Source organism: Guptibacillus hwajinpoensis, from assembly GCF_020171785.1.
Taxonomy (GTDB): Bacteria; Bacillota; Bacilli; order Bacillales; family Guptibacillaceae; genus Guptibacillus; species Guptibacillus sedimenti.
Window position 1 is genome coordinate 135,274 of sequence record NZ_JAIVAE010000006.1, and the last position, 25,147, is coordinate 160,420.

General features: G+C 38.6%; 19 protein-coding genes. 17 read left to right on the forward strand and 2 right to left on the reverse strand.

From position 1 onward, the window contains the following. The first annotated feature begins 48 nt into the window (after positions 1 to 48). The 4 genes from LCL91_RS09870 to LCL91_RS09885 all read left to right on the forward strand — a co-directional run bounded on the left by LCL91_RS09870 (position 49) and on the right by LCL91_RS09885 (position 4,623). Positions 49 to 534: a VanZ family protein gene (locus LCL91_RS09870; protein WP_224882059.1), complete on the forward strand. Its 486-nt coding sequence runs from the start codon at positions 49 to 51 to the stop codon at positions 532 to 534. Positions 535 to 742: 208 nt separating this feature from the next. Then, positions 743 to 2,980: a cell wall-binding repeat-containing protein gene (locus LCL91_RS09875; RefSeq protein WP_224882061.1), complete on the forward strand. Its 2,238-nt coding sequence runs from the start codon at positions 743 to 745 to the stop codon at positions 2,978 to 2,980. 160 nt (positions 2,981 to 3,140) lie between these two features. After that, positions 3,141 to 3,428: a hypothetical protein gene (locus tag LCL91_RS09880; RefSeq protein ID WP_224882063.1), complete on the forward strand. Its 288-nt coding sequence runs from the start codon at positions 3,141 to 3,143 to the stop codon at positions 3,426 to 3,428. 202 nt (positions 3,429 to 3,630) lie between these two features. After that, positions 3,631 to 4,623 (forward strand): Gfo/Idh/MocA family protein, encoded by a 993-nt coding sequence (locus tag LCL91_RS09885; RefSeq protein WP_224882064.1) that lies wholly within the window; start codon positions 3,631 to 3,633, stop codon positions 4,621 to 4,623. A 22-nt stretch (positions 4,624 to 4,645) separates the two neighbouring features. On the opposite strand, the gene LCL91_RS09890 is transcribed toward LCL91_RS09885, so the two are convergent. Together LCL91_RS09890 and LCL91_RS09895 are read right to left on the reverse strand one after the other, a co-directional pair. Next, positions 4,646 to 5,422 carry an HAD-IIB family hydrolase gene (locus LCL91_RS09890; protein WP_224882065.1) on the reverse strand — a complete coding sequence of 259 codons (777 nt, stop codon included), beginning with the start codon at positions 5,420 to 5,422 and terminating at the stop codon, positions 4,646 to 4,648. A gap of 251 nt (positions 5,423 to 5,673) precedes the next feature. Then, positions 5,674 to 6,936 carry a helix-turn-helix domain-containing protein gene (locus LCL91_RS09895; RefSeq protein WP_224882066.1) on the reverse strand — a complete coding sequence of 421 codons (1,263 nt, stop codon included), beginning with the start codon at positions 6,934 to 6,936 and terminating at the stop codon, positions 5,674 to 5,676. Between the two features lie 204 nt (positions 6,937 to 7,140). On the opposite strand from LCL91_RS09895, the gene LCL91_RS09900 reads away from it, so the two are divergent. From LCL91_RS09900 to LCL91_RS09960, 13 genes are all read left to right on the forward strand, one after another. Beyond that, entirely contained in the window at positions 7,141 to 7,314 is a 174-nt protein-coding gene (locus LCL91_RS09900; RefSeq protein WP_224882067.1) for a hypothetical protein, read from the forward strand. A 110-nt stretch (positions 7,315 to 7,424) separates the two neighbouring features. Next, positions 7,425 to 9,473, forward strand: coding sequence for a cell wall-binding repeat-containing protein (locus LCL91_RS09905; RefSeq protein ID WP_224882069.1), 2,049 nt, complete (start codon positions 7,425 to 7,427; stop codon positions 9,471 to 9,473). Positions 9,474 to 9,696: 223 nt separating this feature from the next. After that, complete coding sequence (locus LCL91_RS09910) at positions 9,697 to 13,863, forward strand: cell wall-binding repeat-containing protein (protein ID WP_224882070.1); 4,167 nt, start codon at positions 9,697 to 9,699, stop codon at positions 13,861 to 13,863. 192 nt (positions 13,864 to 14,055) lie between these two features. After that, on the forward strand, positions 14,056 to 14,832 hold the full coding sequence (locus LCL91_RS09915) for an SGNH/GDSL hydrolase family protein (RefSeq protein ID WP_224882071.1): 777 nt from the start codon (positions 14,056 to 14,058) through the stop codon (positions 14,830 to 14,832). Between the two features lie 289 nt (positions 14,833 to 15,121). After that, complete coding sequence (locus LCL91_RS09920) at positions 15,122 to 16,138, forward strand: Gfo/Idh/MocA family protein (RefSeq protein ID WP_224882075.1); 1,017 nt, start codon at positions 15,122 to 15,124, stop codon at positions 16,136 to 16,138. A gap of 23 nt (positions 16,139 to 16,161) precedes the next feature. Then, positions 16,162 to 17,493, forward strand: a complete 1,332-nt coding sequence (locus LCL91_RS09925) for a nucleotide sugar dehydrogenase (protein ID WP_425589674.1) — start codon at positions 16,162 to 16,164, stop codon at positions 17,491 to 17,493. 82 nt (positions 17,494 to 17,575) lie between these two features. Then, positions 17,576 to 18,628 (forward strand): non-hydrolyzing UDP-N-acetylglucosamine 2-epimerase, encoded by a 1,053-nt coding sequence (gene wecB, locus LCL91_RS09930; RefSeq protein WP_224882079.1) that lies wholly within the window; start codon positions 17,576 to 17,578, stop codon positions 18,626 to 18,628. Between the two features lie 28 nt (positions 18,629 to 18,656). Beyond that, the gene (locus LCL91_RS09935) at positions 18,657 to 19,874 is read left to right on the forward strand and encodes a glycosyltransferase family 4 protein (protein ID WP_224882081.1); all 1,218 of its coding nucleotides are present in this window, start codon (positions 18,657 to 18,659) and stop codon (positions 19,872 to 19,874) included. Between the two features lie 17 nt (positions 19,875 to 19,891). Continuing rightward, positions 19,892 to 21,049, forward strand: a complete 1,158-nt coding sequence (locus tag LCL91_RS09940; RefSeq protein WP_224882082.1) for a glycosyltransferase — start codon at positions 19,892 to 19,894, stop codon at positions 21,047 to 21,049. 7 nt (positions 21,050 to 21,056) lie between these two features. Beyond that, on the forward strand, positions 21,057 to 22,157 hold the full coding sequence (locus tag LCL91_RS09945) for a glycosyltransferase family 4 protein (protein ID WP_255639991.1): 1,101 nt from the start codon (positions 21,057 to 21,059) through the stop codon (positions 22,155 to 22,157). Positions 22,158 to 22,175: 18 nt separating this feature from the next. Further along, on the forward strand, positions 22,176 to 23,285 hold the full coding sequence (locus tag LCL91_RS09950; protein ID WP_224882083.1) for a DegT/DnrJ/EryC1/StrS family aminotransferase: 1,110 nt from the start codon (positions 22,176 to 22,178) through the stop codon (positions 23,283 to 23,285). 23 nt (positions 23,286 to 23,308) lie between these two features. Then, positions 23,309 to 24,019: an N-acetyltransferase gene (locus LCL91_RS09955; protein WP_224882084.1), complete on the forward strand. Its 711-nt coding sequence runs from the start codon at positions 23,309 to 23,311 to the stop codon at positions 24,017 to 24,019. Positions 24,020 to 24,147: 128 nt separating this feature from the next. Beyond that, positions 24,148 to 25,128: an LCP family protein gene (locus tag LCL91_RS09960; protein ID WP_224882085.1), complete on the forward strand. Its 981-nt coding sequence runs from the start codon at positions 24,148 to 24,150 to the stop codon at positions 25,126 to 25,128. Positions 25,129 to 25,147 lie beyond the last annotated feature (19 nt).

Here is a 25,147-nt window from a genome sequence, read left to right on the forward strand (position 1 = left end):
CTCCTATTCAGGTAAGACTGTAATGTGCTTGAAAAGGAGGCGGAGGATATGACTTTATCTCGTACAATTGTGATGGTGAGTATCCAGCTCTGGCTCGGTATCGGATTTGTTCTTTCGTGTATCGCCTCACTTACATTACTTGGACATGAGCCTGCGCCGATTATTGTTAACGGACTTGCGCAGCTTATCCAAACAAGAGAACTTCAGTATGGTCCATTAACAGTAAGTTTATTAAACAATGGCGAAAGTGGTTTTGCTCATTTTATCATACGAAAAATCGGTCATTTTTTTGTTTACAGCTTTTTAGCAATTTGCTTGTTTCACTTATTTAAAGCGAGAGACTCCATTTATAGTATAATCCTTGTCCTTTTAATTGTTACATTTATTGCGGTGACAGATGAATTTATACAAGCGTTTATGCCAAATCGGACAGCGCTCTTAACAGACGTATTCGTTGATATAGCGGGGTGCCTACATAGTATCTTCCTCATGAAATTGTGGTATTTATGCCGGTTACAGAAAGCTCTTGCATAGCAAGAGCTTTTGTTATGAGCAAAAGTAACGTTTTCAGGTGTGTTTATAGGTTAAATTACCTAGTTTTTTCGACATTAATTATAGGTATTCTATGTTATTTTTGTAAGATTCGTCATTTAGTGACTATTTTAATGTAAAAATTATGCTAAAGTGTTAAAAAGGGAGAATAGAACTAATATTTTCTTAAAAAATCTTAGGGGGAAAAGATTTGAAACTTTTGACGTCACTTTTGGTTGGCATTTTAGCATTTTCTTTGTCGATGCATGGTGTGCAGGCAGCGGGAGAAACAGTTACCGTTAAACTAGTAAACTATGTGAAAGATACGACGGTTTTAAAGTTCAATGTAACAGGAAGTTATCAAATTCAAGGTAGTGAAATTGAAATTGAAAGTTCCAACGCGGGGGAGTACAGTGTCAAAGCTGAATCAGGCGATGTGGTGCTTTACCGAGGAAACACAAAGTTAGCTAACTTTGGGAGTGCAATGACGCTTGTACCTACCATCACAAATGCGATGGATAGCTTTGTCGCAATCGGTGATAAAAGGTATCTAGGTGAAATGAAATTTACGGTTGATGGGAAATACATTCGTCCCATTAATACACTTCCGATGGAAGAATATTTAAAAGGCGTAGTGCCTAGTGAAATGCCAGCTTATTGGGGAACGAACGGAGGAATGGAAGCTTTAAAAGCACAAGCAGTTGCGGCGAGGACATTTGCATTTCCTCGAAAAGATAACTTGACGGATAGCCAGTCTAGTCAAGTTTATAAAGGCTATGATTGGTATTCAACTACAAATATTGCCATTAATGAAACTGCAGGAAAAACACTAAAAAGTGGTGACACGTACATAGGTGCTTTTTATTCCTCTACAAATGGTGGTATGGTGATGTCGAATACAAATTCGTGGGGGAGCAAGTTAATTCCTTACCTTCAAACAAAAGCCGATCCGTATGACGCTAAACTATCGCCATACGATAGTTGGAATTATACAATAGGGAAAAAACAAATCGACACTGGTCAATTGGATTTGAAAAATCCTGAATCCTGGTGGACTAAGACGAATGAACTGAGCTCTGATGCGGCAGAAATTACGAATATGAAATCTTGGCTCAAAAAAGAAGGTAAAATCAACTCAACGGATGAAATTAAAATTACAGAAATAACGAATCTTACTTTTACTCTTCCACCATTTACTTCTAATGATATTTTAAAAGGAAGCATGACATTCAAGTACTTCCTCAAAAAAGATAGTGGTTTTGATAAAGATGAAAAAGGTTTGTTAAAAGAGCATACGATGAAGATTGAAGATACATCCTATAATCTTCGCTTTATGATTGGCACTTCAATTATGAAAAGTCCTTATATCCAACAAATTGATGCAAAATCCGACTCTTATGTAGTTAATGGAAGTGGCTTTGGACATGGGATTGGCATGAGTCAATATGGTGCTTATCAGCAGTCAAAAGAAGGTCGCACATTTGATGAAATCTTATCTTTCTATTATCCGAATACGAATTTAGTGCAAGAAGAAACGACGATTACATCGGAAAGATTGTATGGAAAAAGTCGTTATGATACGAGTGTGGCCATTTCGAAATACGGGTGGCAGAACCATTCTGAAGTTGTTGTAATTGGTCGCGGAGATGTTGCCATTGATGCTTTAACGGGGAGTGTACTTGCCAAAAAGTACAATGCGCCATTGCTATTAACACCTTCTAACGCTTTACAAGAAAGTGTGGAACAGGAAATAGATCGCCTTCAGCCGAAGAAAGTTTATATTCTAGGCGGTACAGGTGCTGTTTCTGAAAATATCAAATCGACTTTAGAGAAAAAGCTTTATGTACAAGAAGTGGAGCGTGTCAGTGGAAAGGACCGCTACGCGACTGCCGTAGAAATTGCTGAAGAAGTGGGCGGGTTTAATCAGGCGATCCTTGCTTCAGGAAATGACTCTTCACCAGATGCTCTATCAATTGCTTCTTATGCAGCTGCAAAACAAATTCCAATCTTGCTAACCGGTCAAAAGGCGTTGAGTGATTATACAAAGAACTATGTAGAAACCACCAACATTACACAGGCAACCTTAATAGGTGGCACAGGTGCCATTTCTGATTCTATTAAAAGTGGTCTTGAGAATTCAGGAGTCAATACACTTCGAATTTCAGGAAAAGATCGCTATTTAACAAGTGTCGAGGTTGCAAAAACATTAGACTTTGAAAACTCGAACTTATTCTTTGCTAATGGTGATGTATTTATTGATGCACTGCCGGGCTCTTCTCTGGCAGCAGCCATGGGTGCTCCAGTGATTTTAACTCAAAAAGAGAAATTACCAGCAAGTGTAAGTCGTTATCTTGATGAAAACAAAGCTGCCCAAAGTATGTATTTGCTTGGGGGAACGGGAGCCATATCTGAAGGCGTTATGAACGACATTTTTCAGAAGATAAACTAAGTTACTGGTCACCTTCTCATATTGAGAAGGTGACTTTTTCCTAACGAGAAAATATTTTTAGTGAAGATATGGTATGATTTAAATAATTGATCAAGAGTAGTGTATTTTCGGAATAAATCAATTTTGGTGGTAGAATAGTCAATTAAGAGGAGGGGATTTTTTGCACGAAAAGAAAGAAATTGAAATCCTTTGCGATGCCTTGAGAACCTATTGGAATGAACACCCAGAAAAAAGTCTTGGGCATTTATTGAAAGACCTTCATGATAAGTATGAACATAATGAAGCATTCACCGAAACGGCTGACAGTAAATGGTTGCATTGGATGCTTGAAAATAGTAAACAGCGCGATATTATTGAGAAAAAATATCGCAATCAATCACAAATTAAGGATTTAGAAAAACACATTCGTCCGGAACTCATTGAAGTGATTCGACGTTTTGTTGATTAATGAAAAGAGCCGGCCTCGTTATACGAGGCCGGCTCTTGTTTTCCTTATAATCAAAAGGGGGGATTAAAGGGATTACTTAATGTTTCGGTTTATAACATGTTACGTTGGGGGTAGATGAAAGGTAAATAGAAACATCATCAGGGAAGTTTACTCAACATAATGGTAAAATTAGTAATAAGTACATAGAAGGGAAGTGCATGAAATGGGATTGAGAATTGGAATAATGGGGACGGCGAATATTGCAAGGAAAGCGGTAATCCCTGCGATTCAAAACGCTAGTGGTGCTGAAGTTGTGAGCGTAGCAAGTGGCAGTGGCAAAGCCAAAGAATTTGCAGAGGAAATGAGCATTCCACATTATCATGACAGTTATGAAGCGATGTTGGAGGATGATTCAATTGACGCAGTCTATATTCCGCTTCCAAACACGCTTCACAAAAAATGGACCATTGCAGCTGCTGAGAAAGGGAAACACGTTCTTTGTGAAAAACCAGCGGCAATTACAGCTCGTGATGCGATGGAGATGGTGGAAGCTTGTGAAGAAAATGGCGTTATATTTATGGAAGCCTTTATGTATCAATTCCACCCTCAGCACGAAGTTGTAAGGGATGTAATCGCGTCCGGTGAAATTGGTGATGTAAAGCATATGCGTGCGAATTTTTCATTTTATCTGGGTGATAAACCTAATAACATTCGCCTCAGCAGTGAACTAGGTGGGGGAAGCATTTGGGACGTGGGATGTTATTGCATTCATTCGTCGCGGTTCATCATTGGCAACGAACCACTTAAAGTCTACGCTGAAGCAGCTATTCCGGAAGGTGGAGGCGTTGACCTTTCTGCTTCAGGCATCTTAACATTTGCGAACGGCGTCACGGCTTCGTTTGATTGTAGTTTCGAACGCCAGATGAGCAATTCTTATGAGATTCTTGGTACAAAAGGAAGCATTCGTCTACCGTACGCTTACCGCCCTGATGCTCAGGGAGCAAATGGAACGATTCAAATTAAGAATAGTGAAGGCAAAGTGAGAGAAGAAATAGTTGAAGGTGAGCAATATACGCTTATGGTCGAACACTTCGCAAACTGTGTTCAAAACAATCAAACGCCGTTATATTCCGGTGAGGCGACAGTGAATAACTTAAAAGCTATTGAAGCTTGCTATGAATCGATTAAACAAAATCGCCCAGTAGAACTGGTTTAATACAGAAAGAAAGCACATTGGATTAGCCAATGTGCTTTTCTAATATTTCCTTGGTCCCGTCTGCATAGGAAGCTTCACTTGAAACAGAAGTGATGTTATCTTCTTCTGGCGTCTCGCCCTCACCAACCCAGTAAAATGTAATGTTCTCTAATTCATGCTCTCTTGCGGTTACAGCCATCACCATGTCACCACTACTATCTCCAAAAACAAATACTTCCTCAGCTGATTGAATTTCATCAAGTATCCACGTAGCTCCAATTTTCTTGGATAAATCGGGATGAATCACATCGACCCCATAAGTCGAGACAGCGGTTTTGTTACCCGATTCAGAAGAAATCGATTGTACGTCATCTGCGTATTCCTGAAGCGATTCGCGAGTTTTCTTTAAATGTTCCTTATCTCCAGGATCACCGTGCACGGCTTCAACCGTACCCATGGATTCTTTCGTTTGGTCCCATTGAATCAGACCTTCATACTTCTCTTCCTGACTTACTTTGTATAACTTGTCTTTCACTTCATCAGAGATCACATATTCTTCATCCAAATCCCATGAAGAAATATCTGTTCCGCGTCCTTTTATAGCACCGTGTTCAGATACGCAATAAAGGGAAGACCAGTCAATGTCATCATCAAAGAGAGGAAAAAGATGATCAGAAAGCCATCCTCTCGAACGACCGGTCACAAAAGAAAGGATGTGCTCATCTTTTGCTAATTGTTCAATCAGTTTTACAACATCTTCATCTGGTCTAGCGTTTTCATCTGTTAAAACGCCGTCAACATCAAACATATAAAAAGCCATGTTCGCACACTCCTATTCTAGTTAAACTATGATTAGTATAGCGTTATGGAGGGAGATGGGGCAAATAAAAACCCGGCAGAATTGAGCCGGGTTTTCGTATTAGATATGAATTTCAGTTTTAGATGGGCTTGAGTCAGGTACTCTGTCGTGAGAATCAGGTACTCTGTCGTGGTTACCTAGAGTAACAACTCCTACTAAGCTAGTAATAAGTAGTGCATTTACAATTAACTTTTTCATGTTTTTCTCCCTTTCTAATTCATGATTTTTTTCCTGGCATCGTTCGCTAACCTAAAATAAAAACTTGAATTTTTATATTGGCCATTATTAAAATAATGGTCTGCCAGCATTTCACCGTACTCTGAAACATAGTACCAACGTGTTTTTTCCTCAAAGTATTTAACTGCATCTTTAAGGATTAACTCTTGATTTTCACTCTGCTTGTTACTAAGTTTTAAAATCAAGATTTTAAAATGGTGGATATATTCTAGGTACTCTGTTTTTGTAACTAGCACCATACCATCATTAATTGATTTACGAGCGAGATCAAAGTTACCGCTTTTAATATACTCTGAAGCAATTAAATATAAAGTCTTAGCGCGATCTTCAATTTCGTGCACTTCACTATTTTGTAAAGCTAATTGATAGTATTTTAAAGCCAAATCCGATTCGTTTTGGCAAGAGTATACATACCCAAGGTCATGGTAAATAATACTCTTAAGTCGTTTATCATTAAAAGATTCTGCATATTTTTGTGCATTTTGGAAGTGATGTTCGGCTTCTCCATAATTTAAGATAACTCTATTGTTTACTCCTAAAAGAATTTCAGTGTCTGAAGCTCTTTTGAAATTGTATTCTTTATTAAACATTTCAAGGCATTTTATTGCAAGGTTATTAGATAAAGTAATTTGACTAAGACGATTGTGTACAAGTGCTTGTTGATAGTAAAATTCTGCCCATTCTGCAGAATTTGATTTCATCGAAGTAAGAAGAAAATGAGCTTTTTTGTACTGTTCACCAGCTTCTTTAAATTTACTATTTTGGTAGTAGTATAAGCCTAAAAAGTAAAAATAATAGAATTCAAGTTGCTCAGATAGTCTTTCTTGTACGTGATACAACCTCTCAAGAATATCATTCGCTTTATCAGTTTCTCTAAATAAAATATGATACCTAAACGATAAAAGAAGATATTTCGTCAGCATATCAGGATCTTCCACGCCGTCAATTTCTTCATCTATCAGTTTCTTGTAACTAACAACTTCCTCAAAGTTTCTTAGACGCATTTCTTTGTACCAGGAGTCTAAATCATTGTGAAGCCTGTTCATTTTATCCTCATCATCAACCTGATCTAGAGAAACGCCTAACTCTTTACAAAGATGTCCAACAAGTTCTTCACTTGGCTGGGCAAGACCGTGTTCGATTTTACTTAAATACGGAATAGAACAGATTCCGGAAGCGAGTTGTTCTTGCGTGATGCCTTTCATCTGCCTGAAGTATCGGATTTTTGCTCCAATCATTCTTTGCTTCCTTTCTCCTAGAACTATTTGATTACAGTTTACTAAAAATTCTCAGAAAAGAGAATAGTTTTGAGGTTGGGAAATATAAAAAGAATTTGCATGATTATCACGCTAAATCCGAACGATGTTTCCCAATATTTCATAATGCAATGATCGATACTTTATGGTATATATTAACTATAACATACAGGATGGAGGAGAAAAATGGAAGATCGTTTTAAAAACTTAGAAATCTTAATTGCGAATTTGATTCAAATTGTTGGCACGTTAAGAAAAGATCAGTCGGAATTAGAAGAACGCTACGCCTCACTTCAATCATCGTATGAACAATTGGTAAACGACCACGTAAGGAAAGAAACACAATCCTCTCTAAGTTAAGACTTCTTTAACCTCTCAGCGCAACTTCCAAAAATTTCTCATAAACACCTTTCAATTCTTCTGCCTTTTCATTATCCTAAAACTAGCATGGAACTTTAGGGGGAAAAGAATTGAAGAAGAGTAACATTTTTCTTGTTATTTTCACATTGAGCTTTATTTTGCTTTTAACACCACAAGTTGAAGCAGAAGAAACTGTCAATGTGATTGTGAAATACTCAGAATCTAGTGATCGAGTGAAGGCTCAGTCGATTTCCAGTCAGTTTGATACGATTGAAGCACCGAAGTCAGAAAGTAAAAAGCTTATAAAAGAATTGGAAAGTCTACCGAATGTGCAATACGCTGAAGAAGATGTACCTGTTTATTTAATGGGTTCAACGCCTGTAAATGATCCTGGATATACTAAGCAAATGTCCTCTTTTCAGGAAATGTCTGTTGAACAAGCATGGATGAAATATGTACGATCTGATGAAATCACTGTTGCCGTTTTAGATACCGGTGTCGATCTCGATCACCCGGAATTAGCTAGTAATCTTGCTAATGGAATTAATCTCGTAACTCCTTCTAAAACACCAGACGATGAAAATGGCCACGGTACGCACGTTGCGGGGTTGATCGGTGCAGAAACGAATAATGGAGTGGGGATATCTTCTATCTCCCGCGGGGTCAAGATCATGCCGATTAAAGTGATGGAAGGTACGACAGGACAAATGTCCACAGTCATTCAAGGCATTGAATATGCCGTTTCTCATGGAGCAGATGTGATTAATTTAAGTCTTGGTACATACAGCAATATGAAAGCAATGAGTGATGTGATTCAAATGGCGGCTGAGAGTGGGGTAGTCGTTGTGGCAGCAGGTGGAAATGATAATCAAAATCGGGTTATTTATCCTGCCGCATATAAGTCGACGATCGCAGTAGCATCAACCCAAACGGGAACGAATGAAAAAGCCTCATTCTCAAATTGGGGAGCAGAGATCGATCTTCACACTCCAGGTACGGATATTTATAGCACGTGGCTAAACTCATACGAAACAGATAGTGGGACGAGTATGTCCACAGCGCTTGTAAGCTCAGCAGCTAGCATGATTTTACAAAACAGTCCATTTTTAACGAGTGCTCAGGTAAAAGATGTGCTCACTTCGAGTACCGATCCAATCAGTAAGTTGGAGGGAATGGGAAGTGGACGCTTGAATGTCTCTTCCGCTTTAGAATACGTTGAAACGAAAAATAGAATTTATGGCAAAACGGCCGTTCACACAGCTGTTGCGGTTTCTAAGCACGGTTGGGATAAATTAAATCAAAAACAGGTTACCTTAAATGGTGAAAACATGGATGGGAAATTCGTGATTTTAGCAAGTGGCTTAACCTTTCCAGATAGTCTAGCAGCAGCCCCTTTATCGTCTTATCTAGATGCGCCGATATTGCTTCAGCAAACGAATGCTTTAGCTGAGGCTAATATAGAAGAACTAAAGAGACTAAAGGCTACTCACGTTGTTATTGTAGGAGGATCTGGTGCTGTATCCGAAGTAGCAGAGAATGAATTAAAGCAATTAGGTATTCACACACTTCGATTATCAGGAAAAGATCGATATGCTACTGCAGTTGCTATTAATCATGCTATTCCTTTTGAAACAGAAGAAGCAATGATCGTTTCGGGAGAAGATTTTCCTGATGCTCTTTCCATTGCTCCATACGCTGGAAGGTATGACTACCCCGTATTATTTGTTCAAAAAAACAAGGCGCCAGCCGTTGTGAAGTCTTATCTCAATTCTAAAGAAATTCGTCATGCTTATGCCATAGGTGGTACAGGGGCGATGTCTAACGAAACGATGGAATCTCTCCAGATTCCTTACAATAGAATTAGTGGAGAAGATCGCTACGCAACGAATTACAAGGTTATTAAACAGTTTGGTTTAGAGGAAGAATCACTGTATATTGCCACTGGTACGAACTTCCCTGATGCATTAGTGGGAGGAGCTCTGGCTACTAAAGTAGAAAGCTCAGTTATGTTAACTCATCCACGAAAAATGCTAGCTAGTGTGAATGAAGAATTAACCTATTTAAGAAATAAAGGATTCCAAGATTATCACTTTCTTGGAGGTTATGGTGCTGTTTCTCCCCAAATTGCCTGGAAAATTGATAAAAAACTACTGTACTAGCTTCGATAAACTTCGAAGCTTTTTTCTTTTATTACCGTGTTTTTTCACAAAACAATAAGAAATAGTGTCATAGAATTATATATTTTGTAAAAAATTACACATTTATTTGTTGACGGACATAAAAAACAAGATTAAACTGAAAATGCAGAAAATTTTCTAAAATAAATCAGGGGAGGGATATTTTAGCAGCGTTTTTATAACAATACTGGGGGGAAATACACGAATGACATTTAAGAAAAAGTTTATTACGGTTTTTGCTGGCGCGACCTTATTGGCATCATCGTTCTCTAACGTTGGATACAATCCTGATGTAGCGGAAGCTGCCTTACAAGAAACAAAGAAGTTTAAACCAGCTATTTCACAAGAGATTTCAGCTCTTGCTTTTAGTGATGCTGCGGTACAAGAGTTGATTGTTGTCACAAAAGGAAAGAAAGACCTTTCTTCGCAACTTGAAAAAATGGGTGTTAAAGTACTTGATAACCATAAGAACTATGTCTACTTAACAGAAATTCCAACTAATAAAGTAATGGAAGTTTATGGACTTGATGACGTAGCGTCACTTGGTAAAAACGGAACGGTTGAATTGGAAAAGACATTCGATGACCCTGAAATAGCACCTATTAATGAAGCTGCAGAAGAAGTAGTTGGCCCCCAAACAGAAGAAACACATGATGCCACAGGTGTGGATGAATTCCATAATAAATATGATGGCTCTGGAACGAGAGTCGCCATTATTGACTCGGGTCCAGACCCAGGTCATGAAGCTTTCACTGAAAAGCTTGCTGAGGGATACTTTGGTAAATCTAAAATCGTCGGTGTGCATGATTACACGATTGGAGACCAAACGAATGAAAGAGATTCAGATTTTCCACTTGCTGAAGGCGATGTGATTTTCGACAACACAGTTGATGAGGGGGATTCGTTTACTGTTGGAGAAGATACATATAAGACAAACGGGATTGATGCCTCGGATGACGAGTATCATTTCGGCTTTCTGGCGCCTGACCTGAATTCAGGTGACCTAAATGCCGATGGTGAAATGACGGAAGACCACGATGAGGATGTAGAAGGTAACGATGCAGATAAATTTGGTGTGCTAATGGTTGATGATAAAGTTTACATTGATAAAGATAATGACATGGACTTCGCTGATGAAATTCCTTATGCGAACAATCAAGCTGGTACATTTGATGTCAATGTAGAGGATGAGTTGGTTGGAGCTAATTTCCGCATCAATTCATTAGATTCAGAGAATCCATTTGTGAATATTTTCTTTGATGTCAACGGACATGGCACTCACGTATCGGGTATAACAGCAGCTAATGGGCCAGCAAGATCGAACGAAACAGGAGCTGTTGCTAAAGATGGTGTTGCGCCAGGAGCAGAGCTAGTAGGTCTTAAAGTATTTAAAGCTGAAGGTGGAGCGGCTAGTTATAGCATCATGTCAGCGATGGTAGATGCTGCCCTACCAGAATCTCTAGGCGGGTATGACGCAGATGTTGTTAATATGAGTCTAGGTTCTTTACCTGATTTAAATGACGGCACAGATGCAGATGACGAGTTAGCAGATCTATTATCTGAAGAATTTGGTACGATGTTTGCTATGTCAGCAGGAAACGAAGGACCTGGGGCTGATTCAGTAGGTTCACCAGGAACGAGTACAGCTTCGATCTCTGTAGGTGCACACATGGATGAAGAAATGTGGGCAACCGAATATGACGCTTATCCGTTTGGAAAGAACGCTGATGGCACGCCAAAAGAAGGGGACGGCCTTTGGTACTTCTCTTCTAATGGTCCAAGGGAAGATGGTATGCAAAAACCTGATATTGTTGCGCCAGGAGCATCATTTGCTTCTTATCCAGCACAATTAGGTAATTATGCAGTACTTCAAGGTACAAGTATGTCAGCACCTTACGTAGCAGGCGCACTTGCTCTTTTGAAACAAGCTACTGAAAAAGACAGGGTTCCTTTTGATTACGAATCAGCACGTGAAGCGTTAATTCAAACTGCGCAGCCACTTGAAGGGTATGAACGTTCTCAGCAGGGTGCTGGTTTAATTGATATCCCTGCTGCCTATGAATATTTGAAAAACAACTTTATTAATGATGTAAAAGAAGTGAATGTCCAAGTTTACCACGGTGAAAAAGTTTCAGGTGGTCCAGGGCTATACGTAAGAAATCAAGAAATACCGGAAAAAGTAGAAGTTCTTATTGAAAACCCTACTGATGAAACAAAAGAATTAACAATTAAGCCAAGTGAAAGTTGGTTTACTCCATCTAAGAAGGCGATTACGCTTAAAGCGGGTCAAAGTGAGAAAATTACTGTTACTTATGATAAGGACCAGCTTCAGGTTGGTAGAAACGAAGGAACGCTAGTCATTGATGATAAGGCGACGGCTTATGTTGAAGCGCGCTCTTATCAAACGATTATTGTTGGAGAAGAATTTACTTCAGAAAACAAATATCGTTTTAGTGATCAAGGAGAAGTACAATCTTCTAAAACCGAACACTATTACTTTGACGTAAAGCCAGGAATGGAAGAAATCCGTTTCGCCCTTTCTGCTCTTCAGGAAAATGGTGAATATCAAGGTCGAGTAAGAATGTTAGTACATGACCCGGATGGTAAGCAAGTAAGTGAATATCAAGGATATGCCGGTTATGGACCAAAAGCGTCTTCCCTTAAAGTAGAAGAAAATGTTTTTGAAAGTCCTAAAGCCGGTGTGTGGGAAGTAGCGGTCTACGGTACGATTGCTCCTGAAGAAGGTAAAGAAGTAAACAAATTTAACTTCGAAGCTTTTGTACAAGGTGTTGTAGCTACTCCAGGCGAAGTTGACCTTGGTTCTGTCGCTCCAGGTACAAAGACAACAAAAGAAGTGAAATTCGAAAATTATCTTTCAGGTGCTAAAAAAGTAAAAATCGAAACTGGCGATTTTAGTAAGGCAGAATCAAGTAAAAGTCGCATTGAAGTTCCAAATAAAGATTATTATTTGGAAGAGTTGAAGCTCGAAAATAATATTTCTTTAGAGGTAGCAACTTCGAATCCGAAAGATCCAGGTGATGACGTTGATTTAGAATTTTATAAGAAAACAAAAGATGGGTATGTACCGGTAGCGTCTTCAGGTGATGCTTCTTCTGATGAAAAAGTAAATATGAAAGCGCTAGAAGATGGTACTTACCTGGTAGCTGTTTTTGGTTATTCGTCTAGTGACGGAAAAGCAACAGAAGTTGATCTTACAATAACGGAAGAACGAGTTCTAAATCCTGGTGAAGAAGGTCTGGGTGAACTATCCGCTACTAATAAAACTTTCGATCTAGGTATTGGGAAATCACTTAAAACCGATGTGAAGATTACAACACCAGATGCATCTGGTGATTACACAGCGGGCGTATTCTTAAAGGATGCTGTTACTGACGAAGTTCTTTCAATTCTACCTGTATCTGTTGATGGCGGAGTAGTGGATGTTATTAAAGGTTCAGACCGCGAAGCGACTGCTATTGAAGTATCAAAAGAGATGTATCCTGATGGTTTCACTGAGGAAGATAGTAAAACTGTGGTTATCACGACTGGATACGACTTCCCAGATGCTTTATCAGCTGGTCCACTAGCAAGTGCGTATGAAGCACCAGTTCTTCTTGCAGGACCTAAAGGGAAACTGTCAGAAAAGGTTAGATTAGAAATCTCACGTCTAGGTGCTGAAAATGCCGTAATTGTTGGTGGTACAGGTGTTGTCTCCGACGATGTACTTCTTCAACTTGCTGAGCTTGGAATCAGCACAAAAAATGTTGAACGTTTATCTGGTAAAAGTCGTTTCGATACGAACTTAGCCATTGTAAACCACTTACAAGAAAAGAATGGTTATGTAGGAAAAGGCGTGTTTCTTGCGACTGGTATGAACTATGCAGACGCACTTAGCGCTGCTGGTATTGCTGGCGAGAAGCAAATGCCAATTGTGCTTACAGATGGAAAGAAATTATCTAAAGAAGCAAAAGAAATTCTTAAAGGTGAAGCTGTGTATGTTCTTGGAGGTACAGGAGCAATTTCTGACACTGTTTATAATGAAGTAGAAAGCATTGCTTTTGATACGATGAGATTGAAAGGGAAAAATCGTTATGGTACTTTAGCAGCGATTCAAGAGGAGTTTGCTGACGCTACGGATACGTTATATGTAGCAAGTGGTCAAACTTTCCCTGACGCACTTTCTTCAGCACCACTCGTATCTATGAACAAAGGAACGCTAGTTTTGGTTCAAAAAGATGATGTTCCAACAGAAGTTGAGTCTTTCCTAACAAAATATCTGTATACGAATGATATTAAATCTGTGAAAGTATTAGGTGGAAATGGAGCAGTAAGTGAAGTAGCGAAAGACGAGTTGCAAAAGTTAGTCAAGTAATTGGAAGAACGAGTAGCTTTGATCTTCGGATCAAAGCTACTTTTTTTGGCTAAATAGAGACTGTGAAAGAAATATCATGAATTTGTTTTAATCATGCCGAATCCTGTTTATTTTAATAGAAGGTTTCTATATAATTTATATTTAGGAAAGTATTAGAAAAGATGGCTAATCAAGGGGTTTTAGGGGGAAGGTATGAAAAAGTTTTTATTACTCTTTTTATTTATTATTTGTGTAAGTGGTATTTTATTAGGGAAAATGCACTGGGAGAACAAGATAGAAACGATGAGTATTAAAGCTAATGCGAAGGAAACTCAAAAGTCAACAGTAGCAGATGAGAAGGCAGGAAATAGCTTAGATGGTGCTATGTCCAATTTCTCAAAGGAATTAAAAGAATTGGTACAAAAAAAGGTGTCAGATAATAAGTCTATCACTATCGCAGCAGTCGGTTCAGATGCTACTTCTGATGGTGATGATTCTTGGCCATCTATTTTGCAAAGCGAATTGGATGAAAGCTATGGGAAAGAGGTTTTCTCCATTAATGTAAGATCACTCGGAGATAAAAACTCATTAGAAGCCATGAGAATAATAAGAGAAGAAGGAGTAGAAACAACTCCTGATGTCCTTCTACTGGAACCATTTCTCCTTAAGGATAATGGAGAAATTCGTATTGAGGATTCACTAGATGCTATTACAAGTATCATTTCCACTTATAAAAATGTGAATGAAGATATGATTATTATTCTACAACCTTCAAATCCATTATACGATTCCAAATACTATCCTCTCCAAGTAGATCAATTAAAGAAGTATGCTAAAGACAATGATTATCTTTATCTTAATCACTGGAATGAATGGCCAAATCAGGATAGTGAAAAGATGGCGGAATATTTGACGGAAGAGAGTGAACCTAACAAAAAGGGTCACCAGGTTTGGGCGGATTACCTAGTTGGTTATTTTACAGGTCAATAAGAGAAACTCATCTTTCATATTCATTGCTCCATTTTCTAACGAGTACCAAATCGACAAAATATCTGCACTTTTGCAGGTATTTTTTGTTTCGTTCTGTAATCATTTATTAGCAATCTTTACTTTCTTTTAACAATGTGTTCCAGTAAAACGATTGATATTGTGAAAATTTAATATACAATAACAATAGTAGAAATTTTATATATGTTAAGGGTTTCCGACTCTAAACATAATTTGTCATAATGTGTAGAAAACTATCATTAGCATGTTATTTAAAGGAGACATTTATTTTATGAATTTTGCAATTGTAGGATGCGGTCACATTGCCAAGAAGCATGCAGAAGCCATTATGCACGCTGAAGGAGCAAGTTTATTCGCCGTATGTGATACGGTTACAGAGAAGATGGAGCCATTCATTAAAGAATATAATATAGAAGGTTATCACAACTTTGAAGAACTCATCGCAAATGATTCAGTAGATGTCATTAATATTTGTACACCAAGTGGCTTTCATGCTGACCTGGCTGTTAAAGCGGCAAACGCCGGGAAACATTTAGTAGTAGAAAAGCCCATTGCTCTTACTCTTGAAGATTCTCAGAAAATCATTGATGTTTGTAAAGAAAATAACGTGAAGCTCTCTGTTGTTCACCCGAATCGATTTCGTCCTGTGATGATAGAGATAAAGGAATTAATGAATCAAGGAAAGTTAGGTAAATTAAGCCACGCTAATGCAACGGTTAGGTGGAATCGGAATCAAGAATATTACAATCAAGCTCCCTGGAGAGGTACTAAATCATTAGATGGTGGCGTTTTGATGAATCAGGCGATACATAATTTAGATTTAATCCTTTGGCTGATGGGTGATGTTGACGAAGTTTATAGTATGAGTGCGACACGACTTCGCGACATTGAAGCAGAAGACGTTTCTACAGGCGTAGTTAGATTTAAAAATGGCTCTTTAGGTGTGATTGAGGCAGCAACAACTATTTATCCACAGAACTTAGAAGAGACCATTAGTCTTTTTGGGGAAACTGGGACAGTGAAAATAGGTGGCCGTAATGCGACATTTATTGAGCATATCAATATTGAAGATTTAGATGATCAAGAAAGTAATACCTTAATTGAAAAAATAAAAGCAGATCCGTTTGGTAAACCGGGTCATCAATGGATTATAGAAGATATGGTGAAAGCCATTGTAGAAGATAGGTCTCCAGTTGTGACTGGTGAAGATGGTAAAAAGGCGTTATCACTTGTCCTAGCACTATATGAATCATCAGATCAAAATACTCCTATAAAAGTTCAGGACTAATTAGAGAGAAATGAGGTATGACCGTGGTTAATGCTCAATTAAATACTCAGGCGCAGGAACTGTTATCTAAAATTGAAAACAAGACAGCAACGATTGGAGTTGTTGGGTTAGGGTATGTTGGATTGCCCCTTGCCGTTGAAAAAGCGAAAGCTGGCTATAACGTTATAGGGTTTGATGTTCAGGAGAAGCGAGTAGGCCAGGTGAATGAAGGCATCAATTATATTGGTGATGTTGTAGACGAGGAGCTTGCAGAGTACGTTGAGAAAAAACAATTAATTGCTACAACAGACTATTCAAGAATTGCTGATGTAGACGCTGTGGCCATCTGTGTTCCAACGCCACTCGATATCTATCGTCAACCAGACACTTCTTACGTGGAAAGTTCGTCACAGGAGATCGCAAAACACCTTCATAGTGGCATGCTTGTTGTTCTAGAAAGTACAACTTATCCAGGTACAACGTTAGAAATACTAAAACCAATCTTAGAAGCAACAGGGCGTGTTTGTGGAGAAGATCTTTTTATTGCATACTCCCCAGAACGAGTCGACCCAGGTAATAAGATTTATAATACGAAGAATACACCGAAAGTGGTCGGTGGAATTACCCCTTCCTGTACGGCCGTAGCCTCCGCAATGTATCGAAATGTATTAGAAGGGGAAGTGCATGAAGTATCTAGTCCATCTGTAGCTGAGATGGAAAAGATTCTCGAAAATACATTCCGTAACATTAATATTGCCCTCGCTAACGAAATGGCTATCCTATGTAATAAGATGGATATTGATGTATGGGAAGTTATTGATGCAGCTGCTACGAAACCTTATGGGTTTATGCCGTTTTATCCAGGTCCAGGTCTTGGCGGACATTGTATCCCAATTGATCCTTTTTATCTCACTTGGAAAGCGAGAGAATTTGATTACCACACTCGATTAATTGAGACTGCGGGAGAAATTAATAATAGTATGCCTGATTTTGTCATTGATCGCTGTATGCAAATTCTAAATAAAGATAAAAAAGCATTGAATGGTGCAAGAGTAGTTGTACTTGGTGTAGCTTACAAAAAAGATATTGAAGACGTTCGAGAATCACCTGTCCTTCCAATTTTAAACCAACTAGAGGAAGCAGGGGCTGATTGGATTGTAGCAGACCCACACGTAAAGTCGTTTAAACTTTCTGAAACAGTCTCTGAAACCGTGGCCCTTGATGTGGAACTTCTTGAAAATGCTGATCTAGTGTTACTTGCAACGGATCACTCTTCCTTTGATTATGAGATGATCGCTACTCATAGCCCAGTGTTGTTTGATACAAGAAATGCATTTAAAAACGTTACAAAACCAGAGAAATACTACAAACTATAAAACAAACTAATTATAAATGGCGTAGATGGAATTCATCTATGCCTTTTATTCAGAGAAAGAAGATTGAAGGGAGTAAGTTGATATGAAAATTATGACGGTTTTAGGTGCAAGACCGCAATTCATTAAAGCGGCACCTGTGTCTCGAGAACTAAGAAAAGTACATACGGAACTTATTATTCATACCGGTCAGCATTATGATGCTAATATGTCTGATATTTTCTTTGAAGAGCTAGAAATTCCAAAACCAGATTTTCACCTTGGAGTAGGTTCAGGCAATCACGGGAAACAGACGGGTGAAATGCTTGCAAAAATCGAAGAGATTCTTGTTGATGAAAAGCCTGACTATTTACTTGTCTATGGTGATACAAATTCGACCCTTGCTGGAGCTCTCGCAGCTTCTAAATTACATATTCCGGTCATTCACATTGAGGCTGGATTAAGAAGCTTTAATAAGAAAATGCCTGAAGAAATTAATCGAATTATGACGGATCACGTGTCAGACTTACTGTTTTGTCCTACTAAAACAGCCGTACAAAATCTGAAAGATGAAAATATTCTTGAGAACGTTTTTAATGTAGGTGACGTGATGTATGATGCAGTTGATTATAACCTGAAGCTAGCAGAAGATAAATCTGAAATTCTAGAAAAACAAAAGTTAACTTCGAAAGAATATTATTTAATCACAGTTCATAGAGCGGAAAATACAGACGACCACGAAAAAATGAAAGATATTTTAGAAGCTTTTACACAAATTAAGGGTGACAAAGTGTGGCCTATCCATCCTAGAACGAGAAAAGTGATTGAAGATCAAGGATTTGATTTAACAGAAGTACCAGGGCTACATGTTATTGATCCGGTTGGATATCTAGACATGCTAACACTTGAAAACAACGCTCGAAAGATCATTACCGATTCTGGTGGCGTACAAAAAGAAGCTTATTTCATGCAAATTCCATGTATTACTATGAGAGAACAAACAGAGTGGGTCGAAACACTTGAAGGAAATGCCAATATACTTGTAGGAACTGACCCTAAGAAAATCGTGTCAGCTGTTGAGAAAACAGTAGCTCCAATTTACCAAGATTTGTTTGGCGATGGAAAAGCATCCGTGCATATTTCTGACATGATTCGATAAGCTTTTGAGCAGACAAGGATGAGATTAAATGAACATCATATTACTAAGTCAACACTTTCCGCCAGAAATTGGTGCACCACAAATACGTCTTTATGAAGTAAGTAAAGAACTTCAGAAAAGAGGTCATCAAGTAGAGGTCATCACTGCATTTCCTCATCATCCTCATGGCATTATACCTGAGAAGTATAAAGGGAAATTTTACGAAAAAGAAAAATATGAAACAATTACCGTTCATCGAAGCTGGATTTACCCTTCTCCAAAAGGAAGCTTTTGGAGAAGGCTAATTTCCTATTTTTCATTTACATTTAGCGCTTTTTATTCAGTCGTAAAAGCTAAAAAAGCTGATGTGATTATTTGTAATTCTCCACCTCTATTTCTCGGTATTACGGGATATGTTGCTTCAAAAATGAAAAAAGCTAAATTTGTATTTAATATTGCAGATATTTGGCCAGAATCAGCAGTGGAATTAGGGATTGTTAAGAATAAAACATTTATTCGTTTCGCAGAACGATTGGAATTGTTTCTTTATCGTAAATCTTGGAAATTAGCGGCGGCCACTGAAGGGATACAAAGTTACTTAATTCAAAAGGGGAAGTCAAAGTCAGATGTATTTGTTCTTCCAAATGGAGTGAATACCGAATCTTTTCAACCAGAAGCGCCTAGTGAGACGTGGATGAATAAGTTAAACCTGACGAATAAGACAGTCTTTACATTTGCAGGTAGATTAGGGTACGCGCAGGGGTTAGATTCAATTCTCAAAGCTGCTAAAATCGTACAAGAGAAGGATTCAACTATTCAATTTCTCCTAGTGGGAGATGGGCCAGAGAAACAAAATCTCGTAGACCTTTCTAAAGAGTTAGGGTTAACAAATACCTTGTTTCATGATTCTGTACCAGTGACAGAAATGCCCAAAGTTTTTTCAGTAACGGACTATAGCATCGTTTCTTTAAGAAACCTAGAACTTTTTAAAGGGGCGAGACCTTCAAAGATTTTTCCAGCGCTATCAACGGCTACACCTGTCTTGTACTGTGGCGCAGGAGAGAGCGCTCAATTCTTGGAAAATGAGAAGTGCGGAATTATCGCTGAACCCGAAAATGTAGAAGATATAGCAATGAAAATACTTGAAAGTGCTTCTTTACCTGAAGGTGAGAAAAAACTGTTAGGGAACAACGGACGTCAGTTTGTGTTAAGGGAGTATTCTTGGCAAACGATTGTTGATGATTTATTGTTGAACATCAAACAATAGCCGATAGGAGGTTTACTATGCATGTTTTAATTGTACCTTCTGGCTATCCAATGGAAGGCAAGCCATATAGAGGAGTTTTTTACAAAGAGCAAGCGATGGCATTGAGCAGAGCGGGGTATCAGGTAACTGTTGCTTTTCCTGAGATTTGGAGTTTGAAGTCTTTTAATAAGAACGTACTTAAAGGATCAAGAAGTAAGGAAGTAGAAGATGGGGTATTAACCTATCGCTATAAAGGTTATAACTACTTTGCAAATGCACCATATAGTACTGAAATGATCTATAAAAAACGCTTAAGAGCAATGTATAAAGACATTGTAAAAGAAGTAGGTGTACCCGATGTCATTCACGCCCATTCTTGTTTATGGGGAGGTTTTGGGGCTGCTGCGATAAGTCGCGATGAAAATATTCCATTGATTATTACGGAGCATTCTTCTGCCTTTGGGAGAAATATGTTAAAGCCCTATCAAAAAAAACTAGCACAAAAGGCTTTTAGTCAAGCGGATAGATTATTGGCAGTAGGACCTGGGTTAAAAAGAGATATGGTTTCCTATACGACTCAACAAGTGGACATCGTTCCAAATTTTATTGATATGTCTGATGCTAGACCGAAAAAGAACAGGGAATCTAAAGAACCGTTTCGACTATTGGCTGTTGCGAATTTAAATGCAAATAAAGGTCTTGATTTACTTATTCATGCCTTTCATCATGCATTCCCTCATGGAGATACAGAATTACGTATAGGTGGGATGGGCGAAGAAAAAGATAAGTTACAACGCCTCATTAATGAGCTTGATCTTGAATCGAGAGTTACACTTATTGGAACGCTTTCAAGGGAACAGGTGAAGAAAGAAATGCAGCTTGCCGATGTATTCGTTTCATCCAGCTACTATGAAACATTTGGTGTAGTATTGGTAGAGGCTTTATCTGTTGGAACGCCTATTATTGCAACAGATAGTGGTGGTCCAAGCATGATTGTGAATGAGTTAAATGGGATTTTAGTTCCTACTGGCGAAATTCATCAACTTTCTCAAGCTCTAATTTATATGTCCCAACATTATAAAAAATATGATCCTAATCTTATTCATGAAGATTGCAAAGAAAGATTTGGCGAGGAAGCTGTGATTTCTATGTTAACCAATATTTATAGCAAGTTAGTTCAAGCTGAAAGTAGGTAGGAGAGTAATGAAAGTATGTCATCTAACATCTGTTCATTCTCCTCACGATATCAGAATTTTCATTAAAGAATGCAGATCTCTCAATATGGAAGGGTACGATGTGACTTATATCGTTCCGAATGCAACATCTGAAACAAAAGATGGTGTGAAGATTATTGGCATTCCTTCTGATGCAACGAATGAGAGGAGCAGAATGATCAAAACAACGAAAGCTGTTTACGAAGCGGCTCTCAAGGTAAATGCAGATATCTACCATTTTCATGATCCAGAACTCATACCAACTGGTCTTAAATTAAAGCGTAAGGGGAAAAAAGTGATCCATGATATTCACGAGGATGTTCCGAGACAAATATTGGAAAAGCAGTGGATTCCTTCCCCTTTGCGTAAAAGTATCAGTGTTGTTTTTGAACGGTATGAAAATTATGCTGCCCAAAAATTTGACGCAGTCATTGCTGCTACACCCTATATTTGTGAACGATTTAAAAAAATCGGAGCAAATGCCTATAATGTCAATAACTATCCTATTCTTAGTGAACTCTACGCTCCTGATACGGACTGGTCTAACAAAAATTCAACAGTATGTTTTATAGGGGGCATTACAAAGGTAAGAGCTGCACATGAAATGGTTCAAGCTATCGAAAAAACGAATGCACAGTTAATATTTGGTGGAAATATTGCCCCACAGCAACTTAAGGTTGATCTTCAATCCTATAAAGGATGGAGTCAGGTGAAAGACTTAGGTTTTGTAAACCGAGAAATCGTGGCGGATGTCATGTCGGAATCCCTAGCCGGACTCGTTCTTTATCATCCACTTCCAAACCATATAAATGCCCAGCCCAACAAAATGTTTGAATATATGTCTGCAGGTATTCCAGTCATCGGTTCTGCATTTCCTCTGTGGAAAGAAATAATCGAAGGCAACAGATGTGGGATTTGCGTGAATCCCCTTGAACCAAACGAAATCGCTCAAGCGATAGAATGGATGACGGCGCATCCTGAAGAAGCTGAGGTGATGGGCAAAAATGGAAGGAAGGCAATCGAAGAGCAATATAATTGGGAAAAAGAAAGCACAACATTAATTAGTATCTATAAAAGTTTATCAAAATGAATGAAAGAAGGGTCTATAATGAAAGTACCAATGCTTGATTTAACCGAACAATATCAATCACTTAAAGGTGAAATCGGTGTTGCTTTAGAAGAAGTAATGTCGAGTGCACGTTTCATTCTCGGAGATAATGTGAAAAAACTTGAAAGTGACGTAGCAGAATTTAGTCATGCTGCTCACAGCGTTGGCGTTGCAAACGGAAGCGACGCTCTACATATTTCTTTATTAGGTTGTGATGTAGGTGAAGGCGATGAAGTGATTTGTCCTGCTTTTACTTTTTTTGCAACTGCGGGTGCCATTGCACGTGCTGGCGCGACACCGGTATTTGTTGATATTGATGAGAAGACTTTTAATATTGATCCGAAAAAGGTTGAAGAGGCTGTAACGGATAAAACGAAAGCCATTATTCCCGTTCATTTATATGGTCAGATGGCTGATATGGATGCTTTGAAGGCTATTGCCGATAAACACAATCTAGCTATTATTGAAGATGCAGCCCAGTCAATTGGATCTGAGTATAAAGGTAAAAAAGTAGGGGAGCTTGGTACAACGGCTACATATAGCTTTTTCCCTACAAAAAACCTTGGGGCATATGGGGATGCTGGGATGATCATCACGAATAATGATGAAGTAGCTGAGAAAATGCGCGTGATTCGCGTGCATGGCAGTAAACCGAAATATTACCATCATATTCTAGGTTACAACAGTCGTCTTGACGAGCTTCAAGCTGCTATTTTAAATGTAAAGTTTCCACATCTAACGGATTGGAACAAACAACGAATCGAGAAAGCGGAACGTTATACAGCATTATTAAATGAGCGTCTGGGTGACACAGTTACAACACCTTTTGTTGAGGAACATAACTATCATATCTTCCATCAGTACACCATTCGAGTCCCTAAGCGGGATGAACTTCAGGCATACTTGAAAGAGCAAGGTGTCGCTACAATGATTTATTATCCAAAACCGCTACACCTGCAACCAGTATTTTCAGATCTTGGTTATAAGGAAGGCGATCTACCAGTTACGGAAAAGGCTTGTCAGGAAGCCATTTCTCTTCCAATGTTCCCTGAACTTAAAGCAGAGCAGCAGGAATATGTTGTGGATATGATTAGCAAATTTTTTAACTAAATAAGAAAGAAAGGGGAACAAAAATGGATCCAATAAAAGTAGGACAGCATGTAGTAATCGGCGAAAATGTAACCTTCGGTGAAAATGTCGTGATTGGCCATAATGTGATTATTTATGATGGTGTACAAATCGGGAACGGTGTGATGATCCAGGATAACGCGATCATTGGAAAACAACCAGCACGTGCAAAGAATTCGATCCTTCCAGAGGTAAAACAATTGCCAGCAGCCATCATCGGCTCTGGATGTACAATTGGAACTTCTTCTATTATTTATGCTAATGCGGTCCTTGCAGATGATGTCTTTGTAGCTGATCTAGCAACGATACGTGAGCGTGTAACAATTGGAGAGAAAACAATTGTGGGGCGTGGAGTAGCTGTTGAGAATGACTGTAGAGTTGGCGTGAAATGCAAGTTAGAAACAAATGCCTACATTACTGCGTACTCAGAACTTGGCGATTACGTTTTTGTTGCTCCTTATGTCGTTACAACAAATGATAATTATTTGGCAAGGTCATCTGAACGATATGACCATTTCAAAGGTGTAACAATCCATGATGGTGGAAGAGTTGGCGCCAATGCAACGATCCTCCCTGGCAAAACAATTGGTAAGGATGGAACGGTGGCAGCGGGAAGTGTCGTGACTAAAGACGTGGAACCAGAAATGCTTGTCGTTGGCTCACCGGCCAAACCATTGCGCCAGGTCCCAGAGAGTCAATTATTGCGCAATCAATAAGCACAAGGTGTGTTAGAGTTTGCTCTATACGTCACTTACATTCTACTAGGAAAAGGTTACATTTTTTGAGAAAACCTTTATCATGAGAAGTATAGAGCAGATCTAACAGATGAAAAGAGGCGTTTGTTTTGTCAAAAAATAAATCAAGAATCAGAAGACGTCGAAAGCGTTCATTGTTTCGGAATCTTTTTTTTCTTATTTTGTTCGTTGTCATGATCGTCGTTGGTTATGGTGCATACGTAGCAGTTGAAGGGTATCAGGCGTCTAAAAAGACTTATAATGAGCTAGAGAGAGGAAAACAGTCAGCGCTTCGAGATAAAGCAGTGGAAATTAGCAAAGATCCTTTCTCCATCCTTTTAATGGGGGTTGAAGATTATTCAACTGGAGGCGAGCATGGGCGTACTGACACATTAATCCTTCTAACCCTTGATCCTCAGAAGGAAACAGCCAAAATGGTGAGTATCCCCCGGGATACAAGAGTAGAGATTATCGGTAGAGATTCTATGGATAAAATAAATCATGCGCATGCATTTGGTGGCCCGGATATGACAATTAATACGGTTGAAAGCTTCTTAGACATTCCCATTGATTATTATGCAAAGGTGAATTTTGAAGGATTTAAAGGTGTTATTAATGAAATCGGTGGAGTAGAAGTGGATGTACCGTTTGATTTTTGGGAGTATAGTGACGAAGTAAATCGAAAGAAGATCCAGTTTACCGAGGGCCAAATGGAGCTTGATGGTGAAGAAGCACTGGCATATGTTCGCATGCGAAGATTTGATAGTGACTTTGGAAGAAGTGATCGTCAGCGTCAAGTCATTAACGCCGCCCTTGATAAAACTTTATCTGTTAAGAACTTATTCAAACTTGATGAAATCGCTGATCACTTGAGTGGAAATATTGAAACAAACTTAACCGCAACAGAGCTATTTTCGCTTCAGAAAAAGTTTACAAAGCTAAATTCTGCTGATATTGAAAACCTCAAATTTACTGGGCAAGATGCTCGAATAGACGGTGTATATTACTTTGAACCAAATGAAGAGAATGTTGCTGAAATAAAGCAAGTTTTAAAAACGCATTTGAATCATGAAAACACATCTATGGAATAATTCCCTAGATGTGTTTTTA

Bases quoted from the DNA above. Each gene is read 5' to 3' on its own strand.
- LCL91_RS09870 (WP_224882059.1), top strand. From the start codon at position 49: ATGACTTTATCTCGTACAATTGTGATGGTGAGTATCCAGCTCTGGCTC.
- LCL91_RS09885 (WP_224882064.1), top strand. From the start codon at position 3,631: ATGGGATTGAGAATTGGAATAATGGGGACGGCGAATATTGCAAGGAAA.
- LCL91_RS09890 (WP_224882065.1), bottom strand. From the start codon at position 5,422: ATGGCTTTTTATATGTTTGATGTTGACGGCGTTTTAACAGATGAAAAC.
- LCL91_RS09895 (WP_224882066.1), bottom strand. From the start codon at position 6,936: ATGATTGGAGCAAAAATCCGATACTTCAGGCAGATGAAAGGCATCACG.
- LCL91_RS09900 (WP_224882067.1), top strand. From the start codon at position 7,141: ATGGAAGATCGTTTTAAAAACTTAGAAATCTTAATTGCGAATTTGATT.
- LCL91_RS09910 (WP_224882070.1), top strand. From the start codon at position 9,697: ATGACATTTAAGAAAAAGTTTATTACGGTTTTTGCTGGCGCGACCTTA.
- LCL91_RS09915 (WP_224882071.1), top strand. From the start codon at position 14,056: ATGAAAAAGTTTTTATTACTCTTTTTATTTATTATTTGTGTAAGTGGT.
- LCL91_RS09920 (WP_224882075.1), top strand. From the start codon at position 15,122: ATGAATTTTGCAATTGTAGGATGCGGTCACATTGCCAAGAAGCATGCA.
- wecB (WP_224882079.1), top strand. From the start codon at position 17,576: ATGAAAATTATGACGGTTTTAGGTGCAAGACCGCAATTCATTAAAGCG.
- LCL91_RS09935 (WP_224882081.1), top strand. From the start codon at position 18,657: ATGAACATCATATTACTAAGTCAACACTTTCCGCCAGAAATTGGTGCA.
- LCL91_RS09940 (WP_224882082.1), top strand. From the start codon at position 19,892: ATGCATGTTTTAATTGTACCTTCTGGCTATCCAATGGAAGGCAAGCCA.
- LCL91_RS09945 (WP_255639991.1), top strand. From the start codon at position 21,057: ATGAAAGTATGTCATCTAACATCTGTTCATTCTCCTCACGATATCAGA.
- LCL91_RS09950 (WP_224882083.1), top strand. From the start codon at position 22,176: ATGAAAGTACCAATGCTTGATTTAACCGAACAATATCAATCACTTAAA.
- LCL91_RS09955 (WP_224882084.1), top strand. From the start codon at position 23,309: ATGGATCCAATAAAAGTAGGACAGCATGTAGTAATCGGCGAAAATGTA.